Genomic DNA, 20,155 nt, shown 5'->3' with positions numbered 1-20,155 from the left:
ATGGCAGACTTCAGCAAGATTAAACAGACCAAGAAAAGTCGTTTTGGTGACGCTCCCTCTCCTGAGGACAATGATAACAATCTCGAAGCGCCGGAAACTGCGCCTGCACGTAAACCACGGAACAAAACTGGTCGTACGGTGCCATTTGCCACAAAAGTCACCGCTGAGTTTGACGAAGAGTTCAGGCGTATTGCCTTTTTTGGAAAAATGAAAAAGGTCGAACTGCTTGAAAAAGCGTTAGAAGCATACAAGGAAGCAAACGATATTGAGTAGATAAATTTATATCTTTTTATCTAATTACCATTTTATCTTTTTCTCTATTTATACTATAATAAAATGATACAGAGAACATCGAGATACCCTCCAGTAAATATAGTAGATCCAGGGAGAAGGATGAAAAATGCTCTGCTACAAGTATTCATATTATGTGTGCATCATCCCCGACCGAAACAAAGAAGCTTTTTATGAGCTCTTCGCTGGAAAAGACCTTTGGGGATTTATCCTGATCAGAAGATGGGGAAGAATTGGTACTAAAGGGCAACCTGGGAAAAAACAGCGCTTTCTCGAAAAAACGGGAATGCTGAAGGAATATGAGCGTGTCCATCATGAACGGATAAAACATGGATACTTGCAGGTGAACCAAACTTTTCACGAGATCATGAAGCAGGAATCTGATACACCTGATTCTCACACATAGCAAAAAATTATATCATTCAACTAAACACAATCAGGAGCAATACATGAACAAGAAGGAACTGGTCGATTACATTGCAGACAACGCTGGACTTGAAAAGAAACAAGCGGCCGCAGCCCTGGATGCAACCCTCAAAGGTATTACCGAAACATTGGTTAAAAAAGACAAGGTCACCCTCATTGGTTTTGGCACTTTCTCAACCTCAGAGAGAGCTGAGAGGCAGGGTAAGAATCCTCAGAACGGCAAAGCTATGACTATTCCGGCCAAAACGGTTGTCAAATTCAAAGTAGGCAAAGCCATGGGAGATGAAGTAAATAATGGGTAACTCGGGATATCCTGAGTTTGACTGCCATAAAAAGTTTGTTAAGGAGTGATCTAGCCATACTCCATTTTCAATTAGTCGCGAGTAAACTTTCAATTGGTCGAGACTATTCTTGCAATTAGTCGGCTGTTCATTTACGATTAGCCGCTATGATAAACCAGAATCTATATCCCCGTTTTCTTCGTGCTCGTGTTGTAGAAGCCTTGGCTGATACGCCGGTGGTACTGATCCATGGACCGCGGCAATGCGGAAAGACTACCTTGGCGCAATTGGTCGGGGAAGAAGAAAACTTTGCGTATTACACCTTTGATGATGATGTACAGCGAGCTGCAGCTCAAGCTGATCCTGTCGGTTATGTAGCGGATCTACCAGAGCGGGTAATCCTTGATGAAGTGCAACGGGTACCGGAGTTATTTACCTCTCTAAAAGCGGAAGTGGATAGGCGGCGGGAGCCTGGTCGTTTCATCCTGACTGGCTCAGCAAATGTTCTGCTGGTACCCAGGTTAGGGGATTCACTGGCAGGACGTATGGAAATCCTGCGGCTGCACCCTTTATCTCAAGCTGAACTTGCCGGTGAAGATACCGGTTTCCTGTCATTGCTTTTCAAAGCTTCCTTCCGGGCAGGGCCATCGGGCAAACGTTTGGGTGTAAAACTCGCTGAGCGAGTGGCGTCGGGGGGCTATCCTGCGGCACTCGCGCGTGCCACATCACGACGGCAAATGACATGGTATAGGGATTATGCCGATACGTTGATTCAGCGCGATATCCGTGATCTTGCGCGGATCAGCGCGTTGGATGCTTTGCCGAGATTATTGGCTCTATCTGCCGGGCAGACGGCATGCCTGATCAACATAACCGAACTTGCCGCACCCTTCCAAATAAGCCGTCCTACTATTCGTGAATATATAACGTTGCTGTCGCGGATATTCTTGCTGGAGGAATTGCCTCCCTGGCACAGCAACCGGATAAAACGCCTCATCAAGACCCCAAAGTTGCATCTTGGTGATACCGGATTAGCCTGTGCTTTACTTGGGCTGGATGCAGAAATGCTGTGGAAGGATCGTGCTATTTTCGGGCACCTTCTTGAAACTTTCATCTATCAAGAATTACGTAGACATGCAAGCTGGCATGATGATGCCATAACCTTCAGCCATTTTCGAAATAAGGACAAGATTGAAATAGACATTGTCCTGGAATCAAGAGGCCTCGTGGCCGGTGTTGAAGTGAAAGCTGCGGCAACGGTAACTGGTGATGATTTTAAAGGGCTACGAAAACTCCAGGAATCCGTTAAAGAACGGTTTACTGCCGGTGTGGTATTATATGACGGTGACTCAGTTGTACCATTTGGAAGCAATCTGTATGCCGTTCCCATATCTTGTCTTTGGTAGACAAAAAGTAGAGCAAAAATCTGATAGAGGGGGCCTGGAGAAATTTCCACAGAACCCATAATTTTAATATGGGTGACTCCTCCAATCTTCATATTTCTATGAGGCGTTGCCTTTTCATTGTTCCGCAGGGAAGGGAACAAAAAAAGCCGCCTCCCCGAAGGAAAGCGGCTGGTAGTCAAGGGCACAGGGGGCAACCCTTGTCTATCCCTATGCGATTTCTTTAGCAAGTTTCCCCATTTCTTGAGTCAACACCCAGAGAGCCTGGTTTAACTTGAGATTCTTATCAAGGGCTTTTACCGGTCTGGTTGTCACCCTTCGTCTTCTTCCATTTGCTCCGATCTTTGATCCACGTAAACCACCATCGATGATATTCGATTGAATTACGTTAAAGGTTCTCCAGATATCACGACCTTCGTCCTCGTACCTTCGTGTCTTCAAAAGATCATCAGATTCGATGGGAGCTTCATCCGGTTTATCGTAAACCAGATTGTGTGCAGCCTTAGCAAAAGCACTCTGTGCCTGTGGTATAAGCTCAATCTGTTTCAACTCATCCATCTGACTGGCGATATCACCTGCAGAACCAGCGATCTGTATAGCGGATTGCATGAAATCATCTGGGTTGAATCCGATATGCTTGTGACTGAAATTGGCATATTCATCACCAATAACCAATCCATTAGAGCAAATGAATCTCCAAATCCCAGCCATTAGCTTGAAAGAGCAACCCCGATCATGGCTGTTATAGAGCAGGAGATCGATACGCTCATCACGCATTATCAAATCTGGCTGTACAAAGCGTATCAGATGTTTTTGATATCCGTCACGTGCTCGCTTTCTTACACCTGACTGCGTGGCAAAGATAGGTTGCCATCCTACGTCACGTAACAGGTCAATGGCCTTTACTGTAGGAACAAAGGAATATTTGGAAGAAACACCCTCCATGGGTTCCCAGGCTCCAGCTGCAGGTGCCATTTCGATGATATCGTCGTTTGAAAGTATAGAAATATTACGTGTCATGGTCTTGTCTCCAATTGGTAAAAATAAAAGCAGGGACAAGATACACCTCCCCCACCGGGGCTGTATGTTGCCCCTGTTGAGGGAGATCGGAACGAGCTTTCCAGCTGAACCGACAGTTTTTTATGTTTGGTTAATCTACTATCTCTCCATTATCATCACACACCCAGTACCAGTCTTCAGTCAGTGTCCGAGCTTCTTCAGGTGTGAGAGAGCTTCCTGCAAGTCTCTCCATAGCTTCAGAAATGAATATCTCTCGTTGCTTCCTGGCCGCCTCAAGAGTTGGATATCGATGGTGTAAGGGACCATGTAAATTGTCGCCTGCCCGATAATATTCAGACTGAGGTATTTTGTTTACATCGGGCTTGCTCACGCCGTTGCCTCCTTGAAAATCCATCTCCCAAACAGCTCAATAGCCTGGTCTCTGGTGACAACCTGAAACCGCCCACCTTTTTCCGACATCTTGCCAGCAAGAAAGCTGGCATTTGGGGAACCTGCTTTGGAAATCCAGGTTAAAACCTGCTGCCGCATATTTCCTGCAGTACGTTTGCAAATGGTGGTGGCATGAGCTGTGCGGATCAAAAGAACTTCGCCATGTACTTCATTGAGCAGCTGATCGCTGACCAACTCGTGGGATTCCGAAACAGTTACGGGATGGATAACGTGTGCTGTTTGCATATCTTGCCTCCATAAGTAAAAAAGGGGCAAGACTCCCCACCGGGGCAGAATTGCCCCTGGTGAAAGGGAATAGTTACTTTAACAAGCCGAGATCTGAGAAGGATGTAACCTCATCGCCGACAACAAGGTGATCAAGCACCTTGATTTGCAAGGGATCCAGGAGGTCTTTGAGCTTTTTAGTTAACTCAATATCCTCTTTACTCGGTGTTGATTGTCCGGATGGATGATTGTGGGCAATAATCACTGCCGACGCATCATGGTTGAAAGCAGCCTTCACCACTTCCCGTGGATGCACAGTATTACAGTTAATAGTCCCGGAGCAAATCACCTCAAAACTGAGACTGTTATGAGCGCTATCGAGAAACAGGCAGGCGAACACTTCCACCCTATGTTTCCGGATTTTCCAGCCCACTGCTACTTTGGCATCGCTTGAGGAGCCAATAAACTCGCCTTTTTCAAGACGCTTGTCACTGAGTCGACTTGCTTCCATAAATACAGCATCCGCTGAAGCCCGTTGATATGTTCCTTTTTCTTCTTGTATGTAGAGCATTGATTGATCCTCCAAAATAAAAAAGGGGAATCAATGCCCTTTTGCCAGGGTTTGATTCCCCTGGTTAATGGGTTTTCTTAGCTATTATTAGGAAGAGGCAGCGTCCTAAAATGGCACATCATTCTGGTAGCTCGGGGGAGCTCCATGGCCAGAATTTCCGTTGCCGCTGACTGCACCGCCAAGCATTTCCATTTCTTTGGCATGAATCTCTGTAATGTAATGCTCTACGTTGTTCTTATCTGTCCACTTACGGGTTTTATTCTTCCCCTCAATGTAGACCTTAGAGCCTTTACCAAGGTACTCGGTACAAATATTTGCCAGGTTGCCCCAAGCGACGATTCTGTGCCATTCGGTTTTTTCCTGCTTGTTTCCCTGTTGATCCTTCCAGCGCTCAGTTGTAGCCACGGAAAATAAGCATACAGGGGTACCGTTTGCATCCCGAAGTTCAGGGTCGTTGCCAAGATTGCCGATGAGAGTTGTTTTTTGCATGAGTTCTCCTTGCATTGAAATTCAGCCCGGAGAACAGAGAGATCCCCACCGCGGGGAAAAATGTTCCCCTGGTTGAGTTGAGGTAAGATTTAATTAACTGGAGCTATTTCTTTTGGAGCTTTCTTGATATCCAAAAAGGAAAATGTTGAAGGCTCCTGAAACTCGGATATGGACGTGCCGTTATCAGCTAAAAAAATATCCAGGCTGGTCATATCCAGATTCTGTCGTGTACGGGTTGTCTTTTTGAGAAGGTAGCCACCGGCCCTGAAATTTCCTCTGGCACGAACCATAGTGAGCAGGATTTTCTTCTGGATGGCGACTTTCTCCTTGTACTTCTTCTCCTTTTCTCTCAGTTCCTGAAAGTCAGCGATGAAGTCATCCATTTCAGGGATATCATCCGCTGCAAACCTGGGGCATGTCCTGATATGGTTACAAAAACCACAAAGCGGCCCCGGCTCTGTCTTCAGTTCTATCTTTTGGCCTTTCAGACTTTGCTGATAGTCGTTCCAGATAGATTCAGCTCTTTGAAGTAATCCATTGTAAAGCGTATCTTGCGGGGTGTAACCGTTGAAAAAAGCAGCGTCGCCATCACCTAGATCAAGGGATAACACCGCTCCTTTGACCATATAGTCAGGATACTTTTTAGCCAGGGCCCCCATCTGCAGATATAGCTGCGACTCCCAGGAGCTGTACGGCTGATCCGGTATCTTCCCGGACTTTACTTCAAGGATGGATTTGATCTTCTTCTGCTGCGCCGTGAACACAAAGTCAATGTGCACCAATGCCGGGAGCTTGTCTGTGGAGATGTCCACTTCCACCTGTCGCTCAAAATTACTGAATCCGGCTGCGGTAAACGCTGCGGCCACAATATCTTCAGTCATATGTCCCCGCTGAAAACGCAACAGGGTAGCCAAATCATGTTCACCGGGATAGATCCTTTCAAGAATTACCTTGCGAGGGCAATGTCCGACATCGGATGCGCCCAGGTAATTCCGTCTGTCACCAAGTGTTTCTTTGGTATGCTGCTTTGAGAGAAGCTGTAAGCTGTTTTGCAGGGTGTTTCGAATATCCATGTCTGTTCTCCTTTAATGAATCGAGGGAGGACACACGAGTATCCCTTTGAGGGAAAAGTGTATTACTCCCTCATTGGGTAAGGTCTCTTGTCGGTTGAAAAGGTGCTATTAATGTACGGCGACCTCCTTGTACCAGTTTTTCTCAGCACCATCCCACCGGAATCCATCAGCTTTTAACAGTTCCTTTTTGTTGAAAGTATCTCCAATGGCAATCAGTCTGCCATTGAGCTGCTGATAGTCAACACCGGCGATTTGAGGGCCGGGTTGAGGTGTCTGTGGAACCGATGTTTGTGGTTGCTGCTTCGGTTGATTATTTCGTTTTTTGTTTTTCTGTACAGATTTTTGTTGCTGTGGGGGAGACTGTCTATTGTTTGTAGGAGGCCTTTTTCCGGATCCACTTTTATATACATCTTCAAGCAGTCCCCGATAGGCATCGGAACCAATAGAGACAAGAGAAAAGCATTTCTGAAGAGCGTCGGTAACGGCACCTTTGTAGGCATCGCCAACGTTTTTTTTCACAATGTTCATCTGCCCTGTATGGGAGCCTTTGCAAAGCCATTCATTTGCTATGCGAATAAAAAGCTTAACCTCCACAACTGCCTGGAAATCAAAAATTTCCTTGCTGACAATTTCATAACGCCAGTTCTCAGGTTGCAGGATCTCATTGACCGCATCAAAAACATATTGTGGTTTGAACCCGTATCTGATCTGACCGATGACTTTGCCATCTCTGTCTTTGAACATTACCTGCTGCACCGCTTCGGAACCAAAGCTCCGTAACTGTGCATTGATCTGTTTTACTGTCTCTGAAAAAGTTTCTGACATGCTGTTTCCTCCTCGTTGTTGATAGGGAGGGAAACAACAATACCCCTGTGGGGAGTATGTAATTTCACTCCCTGGCTTGGGGTTTACTTCTATCTTTGAGGAAAAAAGTCGCAGTGAGGCACTCTCAGTGCTGCGTCAACAAGACGCAATTCTCCTGGACGATTTTCTAAGGAAAAAAGAGAACAGAATTTTTTTACTGCAATTCTGCAGGGGGATTTGCCTGGATTTATAGCAGGAAAGTTCGCTGCTGCAATTAAACTTTGCTGACCAGACGTGCCGTTCGGCTCTGAATCAAGTTCCAAGGGTCATCCACAAAACAAAAGAGGTTCACCTGTGTGATTAAACATTTTGTCTGGAGCCCAGCTAATTCCCGACTTTGCGGGATTACTTGAAAGAATCAAGTGGAATAATACTAAAAAAATATCTCTTTTTTCAAAAAAATCAAAGGAAAATGTTCCGCCCCTGGAAAAGAGTATATAAGAGGGGATTTTTCAGGAGCGGAAATTATGGGAGCGAAATTCCACCAGATCATCGATGCGTTCGTCAATAAACACGGCCTGAGCAAAGGTCAGGTAATAGCTGAGATTGAAAAAACATTTTCTTCCATGCTTTCACGTTGGCACCGGAAAAACGTGGTGGTTGTTTTCACAGACGGTCAGCTTTCAGCACTTGGTTACCATGAAGACGCCGCAGGTCCTCTCCAGATACAGATTGATCTCGCGACCATGCGCGGCTGGAACACGATCAAGCGGATACTGGATAAGAATCTCAGTACAGCTGCCTGTCTGGATGAGGTCGGCAGGTACAAGCGGAAGGAAAAGGGCATTGTATGGGGAGAGGTTATCTCAAGAGATGAGAATAGCCTGGGGATCGAGCTGGATATGAAATTTGGTGTTTCTCTGTATGCTACCTGTCCCCTTCAATATCTCGGCAAACATGAACGAGGGCGATTGCTCATTGGTGATAGAAAGTTTTTCCATATCAGGAGGGTTGAGTCAGTAATGTTTGGCGACATCCCTCGGACACAGATCACGGTCGACCGGGTATCAAAAACTCTTGTGGTTAAGCTTATCAAGCACCAGTTGAGCCCCAAGTTTCATGAGATCAAGCTCCGTTGCACCAAACGCTATGTGGGCCATAAGAGTTTTGTTGAATCCAGTATGTATGTACCCAGGAAAGCAATCACCGAAACTGCTGAAGAGCTGAGTGAACATATCCAGGTGAATGTGATCCGGGAGAGGACGTAAAAGCGCCCATGATATTTACACGCGAAAAGAACAACGAGTGTGCGGTTGAGTTGGGAAGCGGCATCAACCTGGATGCGCCCGAAACAATCATGCAGATCAGGTATCCAGATAGTTACCGAAAAGCCCATTTCTGGTGTTTTGGAACCACCAGGGTCGGCAAAACGAGAGCCATGGAAAACATCATTGAGCAGGATATCCGTAAAGGATACTCGGTGGTGACCATTGATCCTAAAGGTGACGGAGATCTATTTTCCAAGATTGTTCAGGTCGCATTTGAAACGGGCAGGGAAGGGGACCTGATGCTTATCAACCCGATCTTCCCACAGTACAGCGCAACCCTTGATCCTCTGTCTTCGTATTACATGGTTGAGGAGCTGGTCGCGCATATCACGGCAGGCGTAACAATCGGTCGGGAGCCCTACTATTACAGCGTAGCTTATGAGGTGAGCCTGCTTGTTGTGCAGTCCCTCATTATGCTCGCACGGGCTACCGGACAAAAACCGTCCTTCAATCTCAGTGATATCAAAAACAATATCGGCCATGATGATCTGGCTGAACTCAAAGAAAAGCTCGATTATATAGACGATCCGGAGGCCGAACAACTTTCACGAGATCTGGCAAAAATTCTGGTGACCCCGGCAGAATTCAACTCCAAGGTGGGCAGCTCCCTGCGGGTTGCCCTCACTGAGCTGACCTCGGGAAATATTGGCAAGATCATCGGCAATGCTGAAGAGGATCGATTCATTGAGCGACTGGAAGCTGATAAACCTGTCATTTTGGTGGTTCAGCTTGGTTCGCTTCTGACCAAGCGGGCTGCCTACTCCGCAGGAAAAGTGCTCATCTCCATGATGCAGGCCTTTGTTGGCCGTAGGTATTCCAGCGATAAGCGGGTTACTCCACCCTTGGCACTGCATATCGATGAGGCTCAGTCGGTTCTCTACCATGGCATCGAGGATCTTTTTGCAAAGGCCGGTGGTGCTGGGATCTATATTCATGGATACTGCCAATCCATCAGCCAGCTCTATTCAGAGATTGGCCAGGATAGAGCCAACACCATCCTTGATAACTGTAACACTAAGCTGTTCATGCGGGTGCCGGACACAAAAACTGCAAAGTATGTTTCAACCCATCTTGGTGAAAAACGAAGCTACAGTCCAATTATCTCCCTTGGCGGCGGACTGTCAATTCGAGAAACCGAAGAAACAAGGATCAAACATACGGAACTTCTGAATCTGGCTCCCCGGCAATTTTTCCTCACCACCTATTCCGGGGTGTATCGAGGGGTAACCAGGGATGTATCGGAAGCCTCCATTAAGGTTGTATTCCCGGATGTACAGGGGGCTCTCCAGTCATGATCAGTTTTAATAGATTTTTTATCGCCGCCATTGGTTCCCTGCTCCTTTATATCCTAAGCGTTGTGATCCTTGGCAGGCGAAAACAAACACGAACCATTGATCAACAGAAAATTCCGCTCAGTGAACTTGCCGGAATCTGGGCTGAGAGCAAACGTACCGGCCAGATTCATATAAAAGACATTGCACCCTTATGGCGAAAAAGCACAATTACCGAGGAAGAACGCTCTGCCTATCTTTTTAAGTATTCCAGAACCCATCAGTGGTTCCAGAAAAATATTTCAGATCAACCCTGGTTTAACCAGGCAGAAGCACATACGGAAATCTGTTACCAGCTCTTGCGGATGCTTGAGGAAGAAGATCCCTGTCCTTCTGTCGTGAACCCCTCTAACGATGTGGAAGCCTCCTGGAATACAAATACATACAACATGCTTGGCAAAACATCGCTTCTTGACCACAGCCTGCATGTTGCTGAGCAGACAGTTGCACTGCTTATCGATATTAAAGCACACCACGTCATTCCCGATGCCATGGTTGCCGCGCTGGGACATGATATCGGCAAACTACCCACCAATCGAACCCATCTCTACAGTCTGGGAGAGCATCCTCTGGCAGCAGGCCGGGTACTCGCTGAGATTAAATTGTTTGGAGAAATTTCCCGTAAAGAAGAAATTTCAAAAGCAATCAAACATCACCATATGAGGCCTGAAGGGTTGATCGGTAAAACCCTCAAAAAAGCGGATCAAAAAGCCAGGCAACAGGAGCTTGAAGAAGCCGTTAATCTGCAGAAACAGGGGGGAGAACCAGGTGAGGTGCCTGCACATAAATCGGGTTTCCTGCCAGCACCAGAAAACAGTCTGGCGAGACAGGCAGATATTGATATTTACGGTGGTGATGAAAAATCTCGCTCAAAAAATAATAATTCTTCCAGGGCGATTAACCAGATAAATATCTCAAGCTGGTTTGAGTCCAAAGCATTTCTGGATGAACTGAAACCGTATATCAACCGGCTTGAAGGCAGGAGGTTCATGGCCTTCTCCATGCCAGGCGGCCATGTCTATTTTCAACCCAAAGTCATTGAAAAAGTGACCCGGAAACTTGCCGAGAAAGCTGGTGCAATGGACATTGCCACCATGGCGGACAAAGACAAGTCCATGCAGAACGTTCTGTTCAGTGTGGTTGAACAATTTCGGAGCGGCAATGACATGATCGCAAGAGACCTTATCAATGATCAATATTTCGGCGGATATTTCACCATCAAAATGCAAAGCGGCAAAACAATGAAAGGGTATTTCACGCCCTTTAAAGCTGAAGCCTTTGGCTCAATAGCTGAGTTGGAAAATAACAAAAAGGGCATTCTCAAAAATTTTGTTTCCGTAGACGTATATCAGAGTTGAGATGAATCATGGCAGGAAAAGACGATTACAGTACGAATACCACGATTATCCCACTTGGCGGCAGCGGCAGTTACAGGCCACGCAATATCATCAGTGCGATTTCTGAGATCCAGCAGTTCTACGTCATAGAAAGCCAGGGGCAGAATATCCCTTCTGAATTTTTGACCCTGGAAGGTTCCCTGGACCTATTCAAGATTGGGATGAGAAGCGGATTTAACGAGGGGTTGTTTATCGTCCTTTTGTTCCCTGTTTTCTCTTTTTACCTGCTCCCTTTCGTACTTGATACCTCGGATCCATTCGCAAAAGGTATGGTGACCCTGGTTCCCTACCTTCCCCTGATAATCAATACCGTACTCTGTGTCTATATCGGCAGATATTACGTCGGAAACATAACCCGGCGTGCCATCAACTCTCTGTTTATCGGCAGGGGTATGCTGCTGCTCCTGAAAGGGTTCCTGATCTATGTGATCTACCAGATCATCTACAAACTGAGTACACCGGAATATGTCTGGGCTGTTGCACAGAAATTCAGCCAGCCGGAGAAAATCTATCAAGGTTATCTGGAAATCCTACCGGAACTGGTTCCCCTGGCCACCGAGACAGCCGTAGGAATGTGTTTTGCAGCTATCTCGCCCTATCTCGCCTCGTACGCTCTGGATAAATGGAGACTGTATAGAGCAAAGAAAAATATGGAAAAAATACAATAGTATCCATCCACAGGAGATGAATATATGACAAGCCAGCAAAAGAAAACGACAGAAAAAAATGTCACAAACCAAAAACGCCCCAAGTTGAGCCGTGAAGAGATCTTGGAGAGAAAAATCAGCATGGCAAGGGAAAGAGGATCAAGGGTAATTAAAATAAATTCTCCGTTGGGCAGCATAATGTTCAACGTATTACGCCAGTTTGACCAAGCATATGCCAACTTCAAAGGAAAACTCGGTGAGCCAGGTGGTATTTCTTACGAGGACGGTGCCCAGATGATGGCAAAAGCAAGAGACATAACCATGGAATTTTCAGATCTAACCAAGGAGCTCAGTGAACGGGTTGAATTTCGCTACTACACACCAGACGAATTAAAGGAGTTGCAGCCATGAGCGAGTTCGAACATTTGATTACAGTCAAAGAAGCTGCAAAAAAATATCCTTTTGCTGAAAAGACCTTTCGCAACTGGAGATCCTGCGGCATTAATCTGCAGATCTTCGTCAAGGTGAGCGGAAGACTTCTCATTGATACCAGAGAGATGGATTCTATCGTCTATGCAGACAAGCAAGATACGCAGGAGAAGGTTCGGAGGCTTGGTCTTTAACGCAGAGACACATCTACCGGATCAAAATATGTGTGAAGTAAAAACCAGAAAAGCATTCCTTGAAGAGGATATCCCGGTCAACCCGCCCCTACCAGAATACTTCAACTCCACCCCAAATGATGAACGTCCTGAATGGCAGATCGAAGTCTTTTGGAACAGACCGTTCGTTGAGATGATCTCCTTTTTTGGTAATGCGGAATTTCGAGAGGATTGGTACAAGCACTGGCCTTCAGGGATAAGATATGATGTCAGGTGTCTGGATGGTGGAGCATGGGACAGATCAACATGTTGGGGAATGTTTCCGACCCTTGATGAAGCTATCGAATGCTGTAAGAATGGGCCGATGTGGTAAAGTAATCCTTTGTGATATCTGCTATGCCAAAATTCCCCTCACAGAGCACCAGGTAACTAGCCATATACTCAGGGAAAGTATGGATTTTACCAGGCATCAGGCAAGAGGGAAATAACCGGCCATTTTTAAACAATCTCTACCTTGAGAGAAACACCTCCTATCGGAGTAGGTGAGTAGACTGTTCACCTTCGTACTGGCAATGTTAAATGCTGTGATCTCCGTTACTGAGGTTGGCGGTTCTTTGGTAAGGTACACCTTCCTGTCGCTCCATTTTCAACCAATTTCAGCAAATAGCCAGTTCTACCTTCACAGTGTAATGTAAATTTTCAGATTTGCTTAAATGGTTAACATTGCCAATAATAGCCTCTTCCATTTCCCCGAAAGGTATTCTCGTAAGTTAACAGTAGTGTAAGGTGGGGGGGACGATTAAAAAAATCAGATCTGTAATCCGGCAATTTTAATGGGCTTCTCAGAAACGGTGCGTAAGCTTTATCTATTACCACTTCTATTGTTGGCGATATTCATTTTTTCATCCACCGAATTAGTCTTTTTGGTTGGTTACTAAACGTTTGTCGAAGGTTGTGGTTTTGCTGCACGCAGTAAGACACCTTCAGTTTTTGGCGTACTACTAAAACCGGTTTCGCCAACAAGCTCCGCATTTTTGAAACCGGCTTTTTGTAACAAATCCAGGAAGTCCCTTCCCGGTATAGCGCCCCCTTCTCATTGGAACCAATTAGCAAGGCGGGCTGTCATATCTTTTTGGATATTGCCGACTGCCACCTGATCAGCCACCATCAGAAGACCTCCGGGCTTTAAAACTCTTAGCACCTCCTCTAACAAAGCTTCTTTGTCAGGAACGAGATTGATTGCGCCATTTGAGATTACGATATCAAATTCGCCATCCTTAAAAGGCAAATCTTCTCCGGACGCCATTTTGAAAATCACATTTCGTAAATCAGTCATGTTCAGATTTGATTCTGCCCGTTGCAACATTTCCGGCACGATATCAATGCCGACCGCTTTCCCGGTTGGCCCTACTTTCATTGCAGCAAGGATGGTGTCCACTCCTGCGCCACAACCGATATCTAAAACTGTATACCCTTTTTTTATCGTGCCTAAAGAAAAGGGATTGCCCACACCGCAATATGATGAAATAACTGCAGGCGGTAACCTGCCAACAAGTTCCGAGTCGTATTTCTGAGCCTCAATACCAGAACGGCCGGTCGGATATGCGAACAACCCTTCTGGGTTGGTGGCAACCTTGACGTATTTGTTCCGAATGCCTGATTGAATTATATTAAGATCATCCTGAGATATTTGGCTTGTCATGACGTGATCCTCTATTTTTTTTTCAAAGGTATTTATCAACAAATGACTATTTAATTCAACGGCTGTCCACCAATAGGTGCCGCGTTAGCGCCGCCGCACTTCTTCCCATTCACTAGGATAATGTGTTTGATGAGTATTTACACAATTTTTCTATAAGTTCCGCCGCTGCCAAGTAGGCCTGCTTTTTTGATTACCTTCTGAGGTATAGATCCAAATGTATTTTCACCGAGAGGCAATGTCCGGCACTCGGAACCTCCGCAACTATCAGAGCATTTGCTTTTGCTATTTTTACCACCTATCCACTCTTCAAGAAGTTTTCCGTTAAATAACAGGCTATTTGACAGTAACGGATTGTTGACGAAAGCTGAGAAATTCGGTCTAGGTTATGCCAGAAGCCGGTGTCGAAATCTACAGACCAGCAAGGGATAAAATCGATTCTTTTATAGAAAATTTACCCGAACAATTAATGCAAGAGTAACGCTCGGGCACAAAGAAGGTATATCTAGGGAACGAAAGGAATACACTGATGACCAGTTACATATGTTCTTGTTTGGGAAAAACGACCAAGTTGTCTACTTCTGTTGTTATACCAATGGGTTCTCCAAGGGAGTGGTTGTGATGACTTGATACCAGAGCCTGACATTGCTCACCGGAATCCAGCCCAAGCTGATAGAGAATGTTCGGCCCGCGAAATGACTTATGCCAGACCTTCGCCTGTACGGGGGAGTCTTCAACGTGAAGAACATCTTCAGGCCTCACCAATACGTCCACCTCACGGCCAGAGTCGCAAGGTAGCGAAAGATTACATTCCAGAATACCGAGGCTGCATTTAACCTTGTCAGGGCCTGTAACAGTACCGCTAATAAGACAGCCTTCGCCAACGAAAGTAGCGACTTCGAGATTCGTCGGCTTATGGTAGATATCATAAGCGCTGTCCCACTGCTGCATCTTACCCTCAAAAAGCACTGATCGCAGGTCATACTTTGTTATACTTACAGCTCAAGGCGAGGAGATGTTTGAAGAGCATCATCGTTTTCATGAAGCTTTTACCCATGAAATATCTACTGAGTTGTCGAACGATGAAGTTGATATTTTTTCGAATTTACTAGGTAAAATTCTTGTCAAAATGTAGCGGTTTGTTACTGACGAAAGCAGCATGTGAACCGCTACACTTGGTATTCACAAGGGGACCATCAGCAAGACCACCCTGCAGTGGATAGAAAATCTTTATGGGTAGGAAACTCACAAGGTAAATCGGGAAGGAGGCAGATACTGCTTAGAGCAGTACCGCCCAACGCCCCCCACAGAATCGATTAAACCAATTACGCCATCTGCCATTGTGCACCTACTCACGAAGGTGCCCAGCGAACAATGCAAAGTTGAAACTTCGTAAGAGTCGAATGGAGAAGGGTAAAGCAGACGGTAAAGGCTTCCCTTCCCCTTTATCAGAGAGTTGAACTGTATGAAGTTCACCTGTTCCTATTTTCGCCGAAAATCAGGCAACAGAAAGTTGTCTCTCAAGGATGTTAGCAAGTTGATCTGTACAGGATGTGCTTTTTTTACCACAGGTAATACCTTTTACCTTCTCAATAACTTCTTCTACGGGCATACCATCGAGCAATATTGAAATTGCACGGAGCTTTCCTTGACATCCCCCAGCAAAATTAACATTTCGTAATATGTGCCATCCTCTATGTCAAAGGTGATTTCTTTGGGTCTTTGTCATAGTTGCGGAGGAGGTGAAGCCTCCTGTCTAAGTTTCAAGTAAAGTAAAGGTAATTGAAGCAATACACCCGCCTGCTCGTTTTACGATCCTACTGATTGTGGCATTGAATACTTCCAGTTTAGCCGAGGTGGGTTACCCGATGCTTAATCCAGGCCAGATCATTTCTATTGCGGTCTATTGAAATTAAATTATAGGGGACACCTAAGGGGGGAGCAAACCGGAAAAACTATTCATTATCAAGGTGAATGTAGATTGTGATATTAATCACCCCATGAGAATTTCTTTCATCCTGCTATATTCTTCTTGAGAAATTTCTCCTTTCGCAAATCTATTTTTCAAAATAGTTAGAGAATCGTGTCTATCCGGATTGGCATTCGGCCTAGAAAATAGCAACATAACCAACTTCGCTATCACGTAAAGAATAAAAACGAATAGGACGAAGCCCAACAGACCACCAAAAGGACCAAATCCCATTAAATGGTTACCCAGGCCAAATGGTAACCCAGCACCCCAATTACTACAATTCCACATAATTAACTCTCTGGTTGGAAAAATATTTTTAAAGGGGAGCGGAACTCCCCTTTAAGCAACCTTCAATTTACCACATACATGGAACGTACCCATTATTCATCATTCGTCCGCCATGCATCCTTCCATTTCCGCCGCCATAAGCTCGTGCCTTTTCTTGCATTGCTATTTGATTAGTAGCAATACTTTCCGTTAACTCTCTCACACGTTTGCTATCTGGGTTTTGACCAGCCATTAGAGCATTTAACTCGGCCCTGTCCGCCGCAATCTTCACTCGAACCCCTTTTGTTTCATCCAGAAAATTCTGTCTCTCTTCAGCCGTGACTCCAGTACCGGACATCATTCCTGGACCACTCATATGATGACCTCCATTACCCCACCCCCACGCTGATGCGTTCATTGCAGAGAAACCAACGATAAGTGCTGTTGCTGCTATAGCTGCGATTATTTTAGTTTTCATGTTAAAAATCTCCTGTTTTAGTTTATGAGACAATATTATCTCTGTTGTTTATTTGCTTTCTATATAGCATCAACCATGCCAAAACAGAGTGTTTAATATTACAACAACAATAACAATATGTTATGCGCCTAGTTGTCGGTTTCTCGATACAGTCATGCTTGATTACTCTCAAATAGATGTTTAATTAATGTACACTAGCAACAGGTGGTGGTTAAAAAATAGACATCAAGCAAGAGGTAGAAACTCAAGGACACTATATGTCTCAACACCGAAAAAGATATTTTGATAATATTTCTATATGGTTAGTCATAGGCATGAGTGTCATTCTATCCATTGTTGTCCTTGCGCTTGCCTTCATGAATCACAACCGAGAAAAACAATTTATGGTCGAATTTTTAAACGATAAAGGTGCTTCTCTCATTCGTGCCTTTGAAGCTGGAGCCAGAACTGGAATGAAGGGTGGCTTTGGTACTCTGCCAAGACTTGAAACCTTGATTCAGGAAACCGCTGTACAACCAGACATATTATATATTGCCATTGTAGATTCAAGCGGCGAGATAATTGCTCACAATAAACCTGAGCAAATAGGTAGAACATTTCTAGACCAAAACGCCATGACAGCTCTTGAAGTCGATAGAGACGTCAAATGGCGTACTGTGTCAGACACGTCTATTTCAGCTTTTGAAGTATACAGACTATTTCTTCCAGTGCTACCTGGCCAGTCTCAGTCTCACGTGCGGCATATGATGAATAATGGAAGACAAATGATGAAAAATAGAATGGGGGGCTGGCATGGGTCAGAGTGGACCAAAGGACTACAGAGCGAAAAGCTGCTTCACCCGGACAACCGACCAGTTATTGTCATTGGTATGGACGCGGCATCCTTTGAGGAGGCAATGACTGAAGACATAAAACTCATGGTTCTTATTTCTAGCATCTTATTGTTACTGGGTATTGCCGGTGTTGTATCACTATTCTGGGCGCAAAACTATACTAGGTCCAAGAAACTCCTAAGTAATATTAGTGCGATATCTTCAGAAATGATCAACAATTTGCCTGAAGGGATCATCCTGACTGATAATGATCTCAATATTCACTATATGAATGAGATAGCTGGGGATTTATTAGGTGCCAACATACATGAAGCAATTGGGCGCAGTTCACAAGAGGTGTTACCACCTGCTGTTCATGCAATGCAGATAACTACAGACAACAGTAATAAATCAATAGAGACAGAGTTACTACTATATAACGATGGTGGAAAAGAAATTCCCGTTTCCGTGATAGCTACGGAGGTCGTGACAAATGATGGTTTTTATGTGGGACGAATGTACCTTATTAAAAATTTGACACAAGTTAAACAGCTACAAGCAGAGATACAAAGAAAGGACAAAATGGCGGCAATCGGCGATTTAGCTGCTGGAGTTGCCCATGAAGTAAGAAACCCTCTGAGCTCAATTAAAGGATACGCTTCATATTTCAAGTCTCTGTTTAAGGATGATCCTAAGAACAGTGAAGCTGCAGAGGTCTTGGTCAATGAAACTGATAGGCTTAATAGAGTAATCACAGAACTACTTGAGGTCTCAAGACCATCTGACATAAAACCCAAGCCTGTGGATATTAAAGCTATCTTTGATACAACGCTGAGGCTTATTCAACCTGATTCAAATCAGCAGGCGAAACCAGATATCGTGTTGGAAATTGAGGATGGTATTGAAACTATCTATGTCGATCCTGATCGCTTTGTACAGGTTTTGATGAATATTTACCTGAATAGCATCCAGGCTATGCCTGATGGAGGGCTTCTAAAAACAGCAGTAGCTGCTGATAATGGCAAAATCAAGATCGTAATAACTGATGCCGGTAGAGGCATGTCGCTTGAGACCAGGAAGCAGCTCTTTAATCCTTACTTTACAACTAAGAAAACTGGTACAGGCCTGGGAATGGCAATAGTTCTAAAAATTATTGAAGCACATAAAGGAGATATCGCTGTTTTCTCTGAAGAAGGAAAAGGAACTGAAATAACAATTCATTTACCCCAAGATAAAAGGCTGACTCTATCATGAAAGGCGAGATCCTGATTGTTGATGATGATAAAGCACATCTGTCCATGCTTAACACCGTTCTAAATGGTTGGGGGTTTCAAACCGTTGAAGTAGAAGATGGTTCAGATGCTATCAACGAAGTGCATGATAAACCATTTGACTGCATACTTATGGATGTTCGGATGGCTAATGTAGGTGGTATTGAAGCTTTACAGGAAATCAAAACAATTAACCCCTCTATACCCATTATTATCATGACCGCATATTCCGCAGTAGATACTGCTGTTGAAGCCATGAAGCTCGGAGCGTATGATTATCTAACCAAACCACTAAATTTTGACGAGCTCCAACTGACTATCGAACGATCGCTTGCACATCAAGAGCTAAGCAAAGAAAACCAGTCCCTGAAACAACTTCTAGGATCATCTGACGCACTTTCAGCAATCATTGGGTCCAGTACACCGATGAAAGAGCTCAAAGAAATGATTCAAGCCATTGCTCCATCTGAAGCTACAGTACTCATTCTTGGAGAAAGTGGTACAGGTAAAGAATTAATTGCCAAAGCTATTCATGGGTGCAGCAGCAGAAACAGTAAACCGCTTGTATCGGTAAATTGTGCTGCTTTGGCAGACACACTTCTGGAATCAGAGCTGTTCGGCCATGAAAAAGGTTCTTTTACAGGGGCTGACAAACGACGTGACGGTCGTTTTATGCAGGCTAACAAAGGAACAATTTTCCTGGATGAAGTCGGTGAAGTACCTTTACCAATGCAAGCTAAACTTCTGCGAGCCATTCAAGAACGAGAAATTCAGAGGGTTGGCAGTGACTCAGTCTTACATGCAGATGTTCGAATAATCGCAGCTACTAACAAAAACCTACTTGATGGGGTCAAAGAAGGTCGCTTTCGTGAAGATCTCTACTATCGATTAAATGTTGTAACCGTTGAAGTACCATCACTCAAAGAACGATTAGACGACATACCTCTATTAGCTAAATTCTTTTTGGGAAGACATGCTGAAAAAAACAGAAAAACCATTGTAGATTTTAACCCGTTGGCAATGGACTGTCTCACCAAATATGATTGGCCGGGTAATGTCCGTGAGCTTGAAAATGCTGTTGAGCGTGCAGTTGTACTTTGTACCGGAAACTATATCACCGAAAGAGAATTACCACCAACCGTTACTAAATATGTTGTCACAGCTGAATTACAGGATGAGCCATTGAGGAAGATGGCAGGGTTACCTTTAGAAGAGATCGAGAGAGAAGCAATTATCCAAACCCTCAACAAAACCGAAGGCAACAAAAGTGAGGCTTCCAAACTCCTAAATATTACGAGGACGACTCTAAATAATAAAATCAAGAAGTATGGAATTTAAT

Annotated in this window: 24 protein-coding genes and 2 pseudogenes; 13 read left to right on the top strand and 13 right to left on the bottom strand. The window is 44.7% G+C overall.

What is annotated here, in order from left to right:
- The 4 genes from ACHZCY_RS08095 to ACHZCY_RS08080 all read left to right on the top strand — a co-directional run bounded on the left by ACHZCY_RS08095 (position 1) and on the right by ACHZCY_RS08080 (position 2,404).
- A complete protein-coding gene (locus tag ACHZCY_RS08095; RefSeq protein WP_319548498.1) occupies positions 1-273 on the top strand; it encodes a hypothetical protein in 273 nt (90 codons plus the stop codon).
- Positions 274-400: 127 nt separating this feature from the next.
- On the top strand, positions 401-697 hold the full coding sequence (locus tag ACHZCY_RS08090) for a WGR domain-containing protein (RefSeq protein WP_319548497.1): 297 nt from the start codon (positions 401-403) through the stop codon (positions 695-697).
- The gene (locus ACHZCY_RS08085; RefSeq protein ID WP_319548621.1) at positions 684-1,019 is read left to right on the top strand and encodes an HU family DNA-binding protein; all 336 of its coding nucleotides are present in this window, start codon (positions 684-686) and stop codon (positions 1,017-1,019) included. The genes ACHZCY_RS08090 and ACHZCY_RS08085 overlap by 14 nt, the downstream gene beginning before the upstream one ends.
- Positions 1,020-1,165: 146 nt before the next feature.
- The gene (locus tag ACHZCY_RS08080; RefSeq protein ID WP_319548496.1) at positions 1,166-2,404 is read left to right on the top strand and encodes an ATP-binding protein; all 1,239 of its coding nucleotides are present in this window, start codon (positions 1,166-1,168) and stop codon (positions 2,402-2,404) included.
- A 207-nt stretch (positions 2,405-2,611) separates the two neighbouring features.
- Here ACHZCY_RS08080 and ACHZCY_RS08075 read toward each other — a convergent pair whose 3' ends face one another.
- The 7 genes from ACHZCY_RS08075 to ACHZCY_RS08045 all read right to left on the bottom strand — a co-directional run bounded on the left by ACHZCY_RS08075 (position 2,612) and on the right by ACHZCY_RS08045 (position 7,033).
- Positions 2,612-3,421, bottom strand: coding sequence for a DUF932 domain-containing protein (locus ACHZCY_RS08075; RefSeq protein WP_319548495.1), 810 nt, complete (start codon positions 3,419-3,421; stop codon positions 2,612-2,614).
- Positions 3,422-3,551: 130 nt separating this feature from the next.
- Positions 3,552-3,791, bottom strand: coding sequence for a hypothetical protein (locus tag ACHZCY_RS08070; RefSeq protein ID WP_319548494.1), 240 nt, complete (start codon positions 3,789-3,791; stop codon positions 3,552-3,554).
- The gene (locus ACHZCY_RS08065) at positions 3,788-4,096 is read right to left on the bottom strand and encodes a hypothetical protein (protein ID WP_319548493.1); all 309 of its coding nucleotides are present in this window, start codon (positions 4,094-4,096) and stop codon (positions 3,788-3,790) included. Before ACHZCY_RS08065 ends, ACHZCY_RS08070 begins: the two co-directional genes overlap by 4 nt.
- 73 nt (positions 4,097-4,169) lie before the next feature.
- On the bottom strand, positions 4,170-4,646 hold the full coding sequence (locus ACHZCY_RS08060; RefSeq protein WP_319548492.1) for a JAB domain-containing protein: 477 nt from the start codon (positions 4,644-4,646) through the stop codon (positions 4,170-4,172).
- Between the two features lie 105 nt (positions 4,647-4,751).
- Positions 4,752-5,135 (bottom strand): single-stranded DNA-binding protein, encoded by a 384-nt coding sequence (locus ACHZCY_RS08055; protein ID WP_319548491.1) that lies wholly within the window; start codon positions 5,133-5,135, stop codon positions 4,752-4,754.
- An 89-nt stretch (positions 5,136-5,224) separates the two neighbouring features.
- Positions 5,225-6,208: a hypothetical protein gene (locus ACHZCY_RS08050; RefSeq protein ID WP_319548490.1), complete on the bottom strand. Its 984-nt coding sequence runs from the start codon at positions 6,206-6,208 to the stop codon at positions 5,225-5,227.
- 108 nt (positions 6,209-6,316) lie between these two features.
- Positions 6,317-7,033, bottom strand: coding sequence for a hypothetical protein (locus tag ACHZCY_RS08045; protein WP_319548489.1), 717 nt, complete (start codon positions 7,031-7,033; stop codon positions 6,317-6,319).
- A gap of 506 nt (positions 7,034-7,539) precedes the next feature.
- On the opposite strand from ACHZCY_RS08045, the gene ACHZCY_RS08040 reads away from it, so the two are divergent.
- The 7 genes from ACHZCY_RS08040 to ACHZCY_RS08010 are packed head-to-tail and all read left to right on the top strand — an operon-like array spanning position 7,540 to position 12,690.
- A complete protein-coding gene (locus ACHZCY_RS08040; RefSeq protein WP_319548488.1) occupies positions 7,540-8,280 on the top strand; it encodes a hypothetical protein in 741 nt (246 codons plus the stop codon).
- A gap of 8 nt (positions 8,281-8,288) precedes the next feature.
- A complete protein-coding gene (locus ACHZCY_RS08035; protein WP_319548487.1) occupies positions 8,289-9,635 on the top strand; it encodes a type IV secretory system conjugative DNA transfer family protein in 1,347 nt (448 codons plus the stop codon).
- Positions 9,632-11,029, top strand: a complete 1,398-nt coding sequence (locus ACHZCY_RS08030; RefSeq protein ID WP_319548486.1) for an HD domain-containing protein — start codon at positions 9,632-9,634, stop codon at positions 11,027-11,029. Before ACHZCY_RS08035 ends, ACHZCY_RS08030 begins: the two co-directional genes overlap by 4 nt.
- An 8-nt stretch (positions 11,030-11,037) precedes the next feature.
- Entirely contained in the window at positions 11,038-11,736 is a 699-nt protein-coding gene (locus tag ACHZCY_RS08025; RefSeq protein WP_319548485.1) for a hypothetical protein, read from the top strand.
- A 24-nt stretch (positions 11,737-11,760) separates the two neighbouring features.
- A complete protein-coding gene (locus ACHZCY_RS08020; protein WP_319548484.1) occupies positions 11,761-12,126 on the top strand; it encodes a recombinase in 366 nt (121 codons plus the stop codon).
- The gene (locus tag ACHZCY_RS08015; RefSeq protein WP_205224583.1) at positions 12,123-12,338 is read left to right on the top strand and encodes a hypothetical protein; all 216 of its coding nucleotides are present in this window, start codon (positions 12,123-12,125) and stop codon (positions 12,336-12,338) included. Before ACHZCY_RS08020 ends, ACHZCY_RS08015 begins: the two co-directional genes overlap by 4 nt.
- Before the next feature lie 28 nt (positions 12,339-12,366).
- A complete protein-coding gene (locus ACHZCY_RS08010) occupies positions 12,367-12,690 on the top strand; it encodes a hypothetical protein (RefSeq protein WP_319548483.1) in 324 nt (107 codons plus the stop codon).
- Between the two features lie 582 nt (positions 12,691-13,272).
- Here ACHZCY_RS08010 and ACHZCY_RS08005 read toward each other — a convergent pair.
- The 6 genes and pseudogenes from ACHZCY_RS08005 to ACHZCY_RS07980 all read right to left on the bottom strand — a co-directional run.
- A pseudogene (locus ACHZCY_RS08005) lies at positions 13,273-14,019 on the bottom strand (methyltransferase domain-containing protein); the annotation flags it as partial.
- A gap of 137 nt (positions 14,020-14,156) precedes the next feature.
- Positions 14,157-14,369, bottom strand: a pseudogene (locus ACHZCY_RS08000) (DUF2703 domain-containing protein); the annotation flags it as partial.
- Between the two features lie 184 nt (positions 14,370-14,553).
- The gene (locus tag ACHZCY_RS07995; RefSeq protein ID WP_319548481.1) at positions 14,554-14,967 is read right to left on the bottom strand and encodes a TOBE domain-containing protein; all 414 of its coding nucleotides are present in this window, start codon (positions 14,965-14,967) and stop codon (positions 14,554-14,556) included.
- A 547-nt stretch (positions 14,968-15,514) separates the two neighbouring features.
- The gene (locus ACHZCY_RS07990) at positions 15,515-15,640 is read right to left on the bottom strand and encodes a TSCPD domain-containing protein (protein ID WP_394713375.1); all 126 of its coding nucleotides are present in this window, start codon (positions 15,638-15,640) and stop codon (positions 15,515-15,517) included.
- A gap of 369 nt (positions 15,641-16,009) precedes the next feature.
- Positions 16,010-16,141: an SHOCT domain-containing protein gene (locus ACHZCY_RS07985; RefSeq protein WP_394713390.1), complete on the bottom strand. Its 132-nt coding sequence runs from the start codon at positions 16,139-16,141 to the stop codon at positions 16,010-16,012.
- 202 nt (positions 16,142-16,343) lie between these two features.
- Entirely contained in the window at positions 16,344-16,733 is a 390-nt protein-coding gene (locus ACHZCY_RS07980) for a hypothetical protein (RefSeq protein WP_319548480.1), read from the bottom strand.
- Positions 16,734-16,990: 257 nt separating this feature from the next.
- On the opposite strand from ACHZCY_RS07980, the gene ACHZCY_RS07975 reads away from it, so the two are divergent.
- Both ACHZCY_RS07975 and ACHZCY_RS07970 read left to right on the top strand, forming a co-directional pair.
- Positions 16,991-18,799 carry an ATP-binding protein gene (locus ACHZCY_RS07975; RefSeq protein ID WP_319548479.1) on the top strand — a complete coding sequence of 603 codons (1,809 nt, stop codon included), beginning with the start codon at positions 16,991-16,993 and terminating at the stop codon, positions 18,797-18,799.
- Positions 18,796-20,154: a sigma-54-dependent transcriptional regulator gene (locus ACHZCY_RS07970; RefSeq protein ID WP_319548478.1), complete on the top strand. Its 1,359-nt coding sequence runs from the start codon at positions 18,796-18,798 to the stop codon at positions 20,152-20,154. The genes ACHZCY_RS07975 and ACHZCY_RS07970 overlap by 4 nt, the downstream gene beginning before the upstream one ends.
- Position 20,155 lies beyond the last annotated feature (1 nt).

The sequence above is a fragment of the Desulfogranum marinum genome (assembly GCF_963675105.2).
Classification (GTDB): Bacteria; Desulfobacterota; Desulfobulbia; order Desulfobulbales; family Desulfobulbaceae; genus Desulfogranum; species Desulfogranum marinum.
Note: the sequence above shows the minus strand (reverse complement) of the source record. Positions and strands in the feature narration are given on the sequence as shown.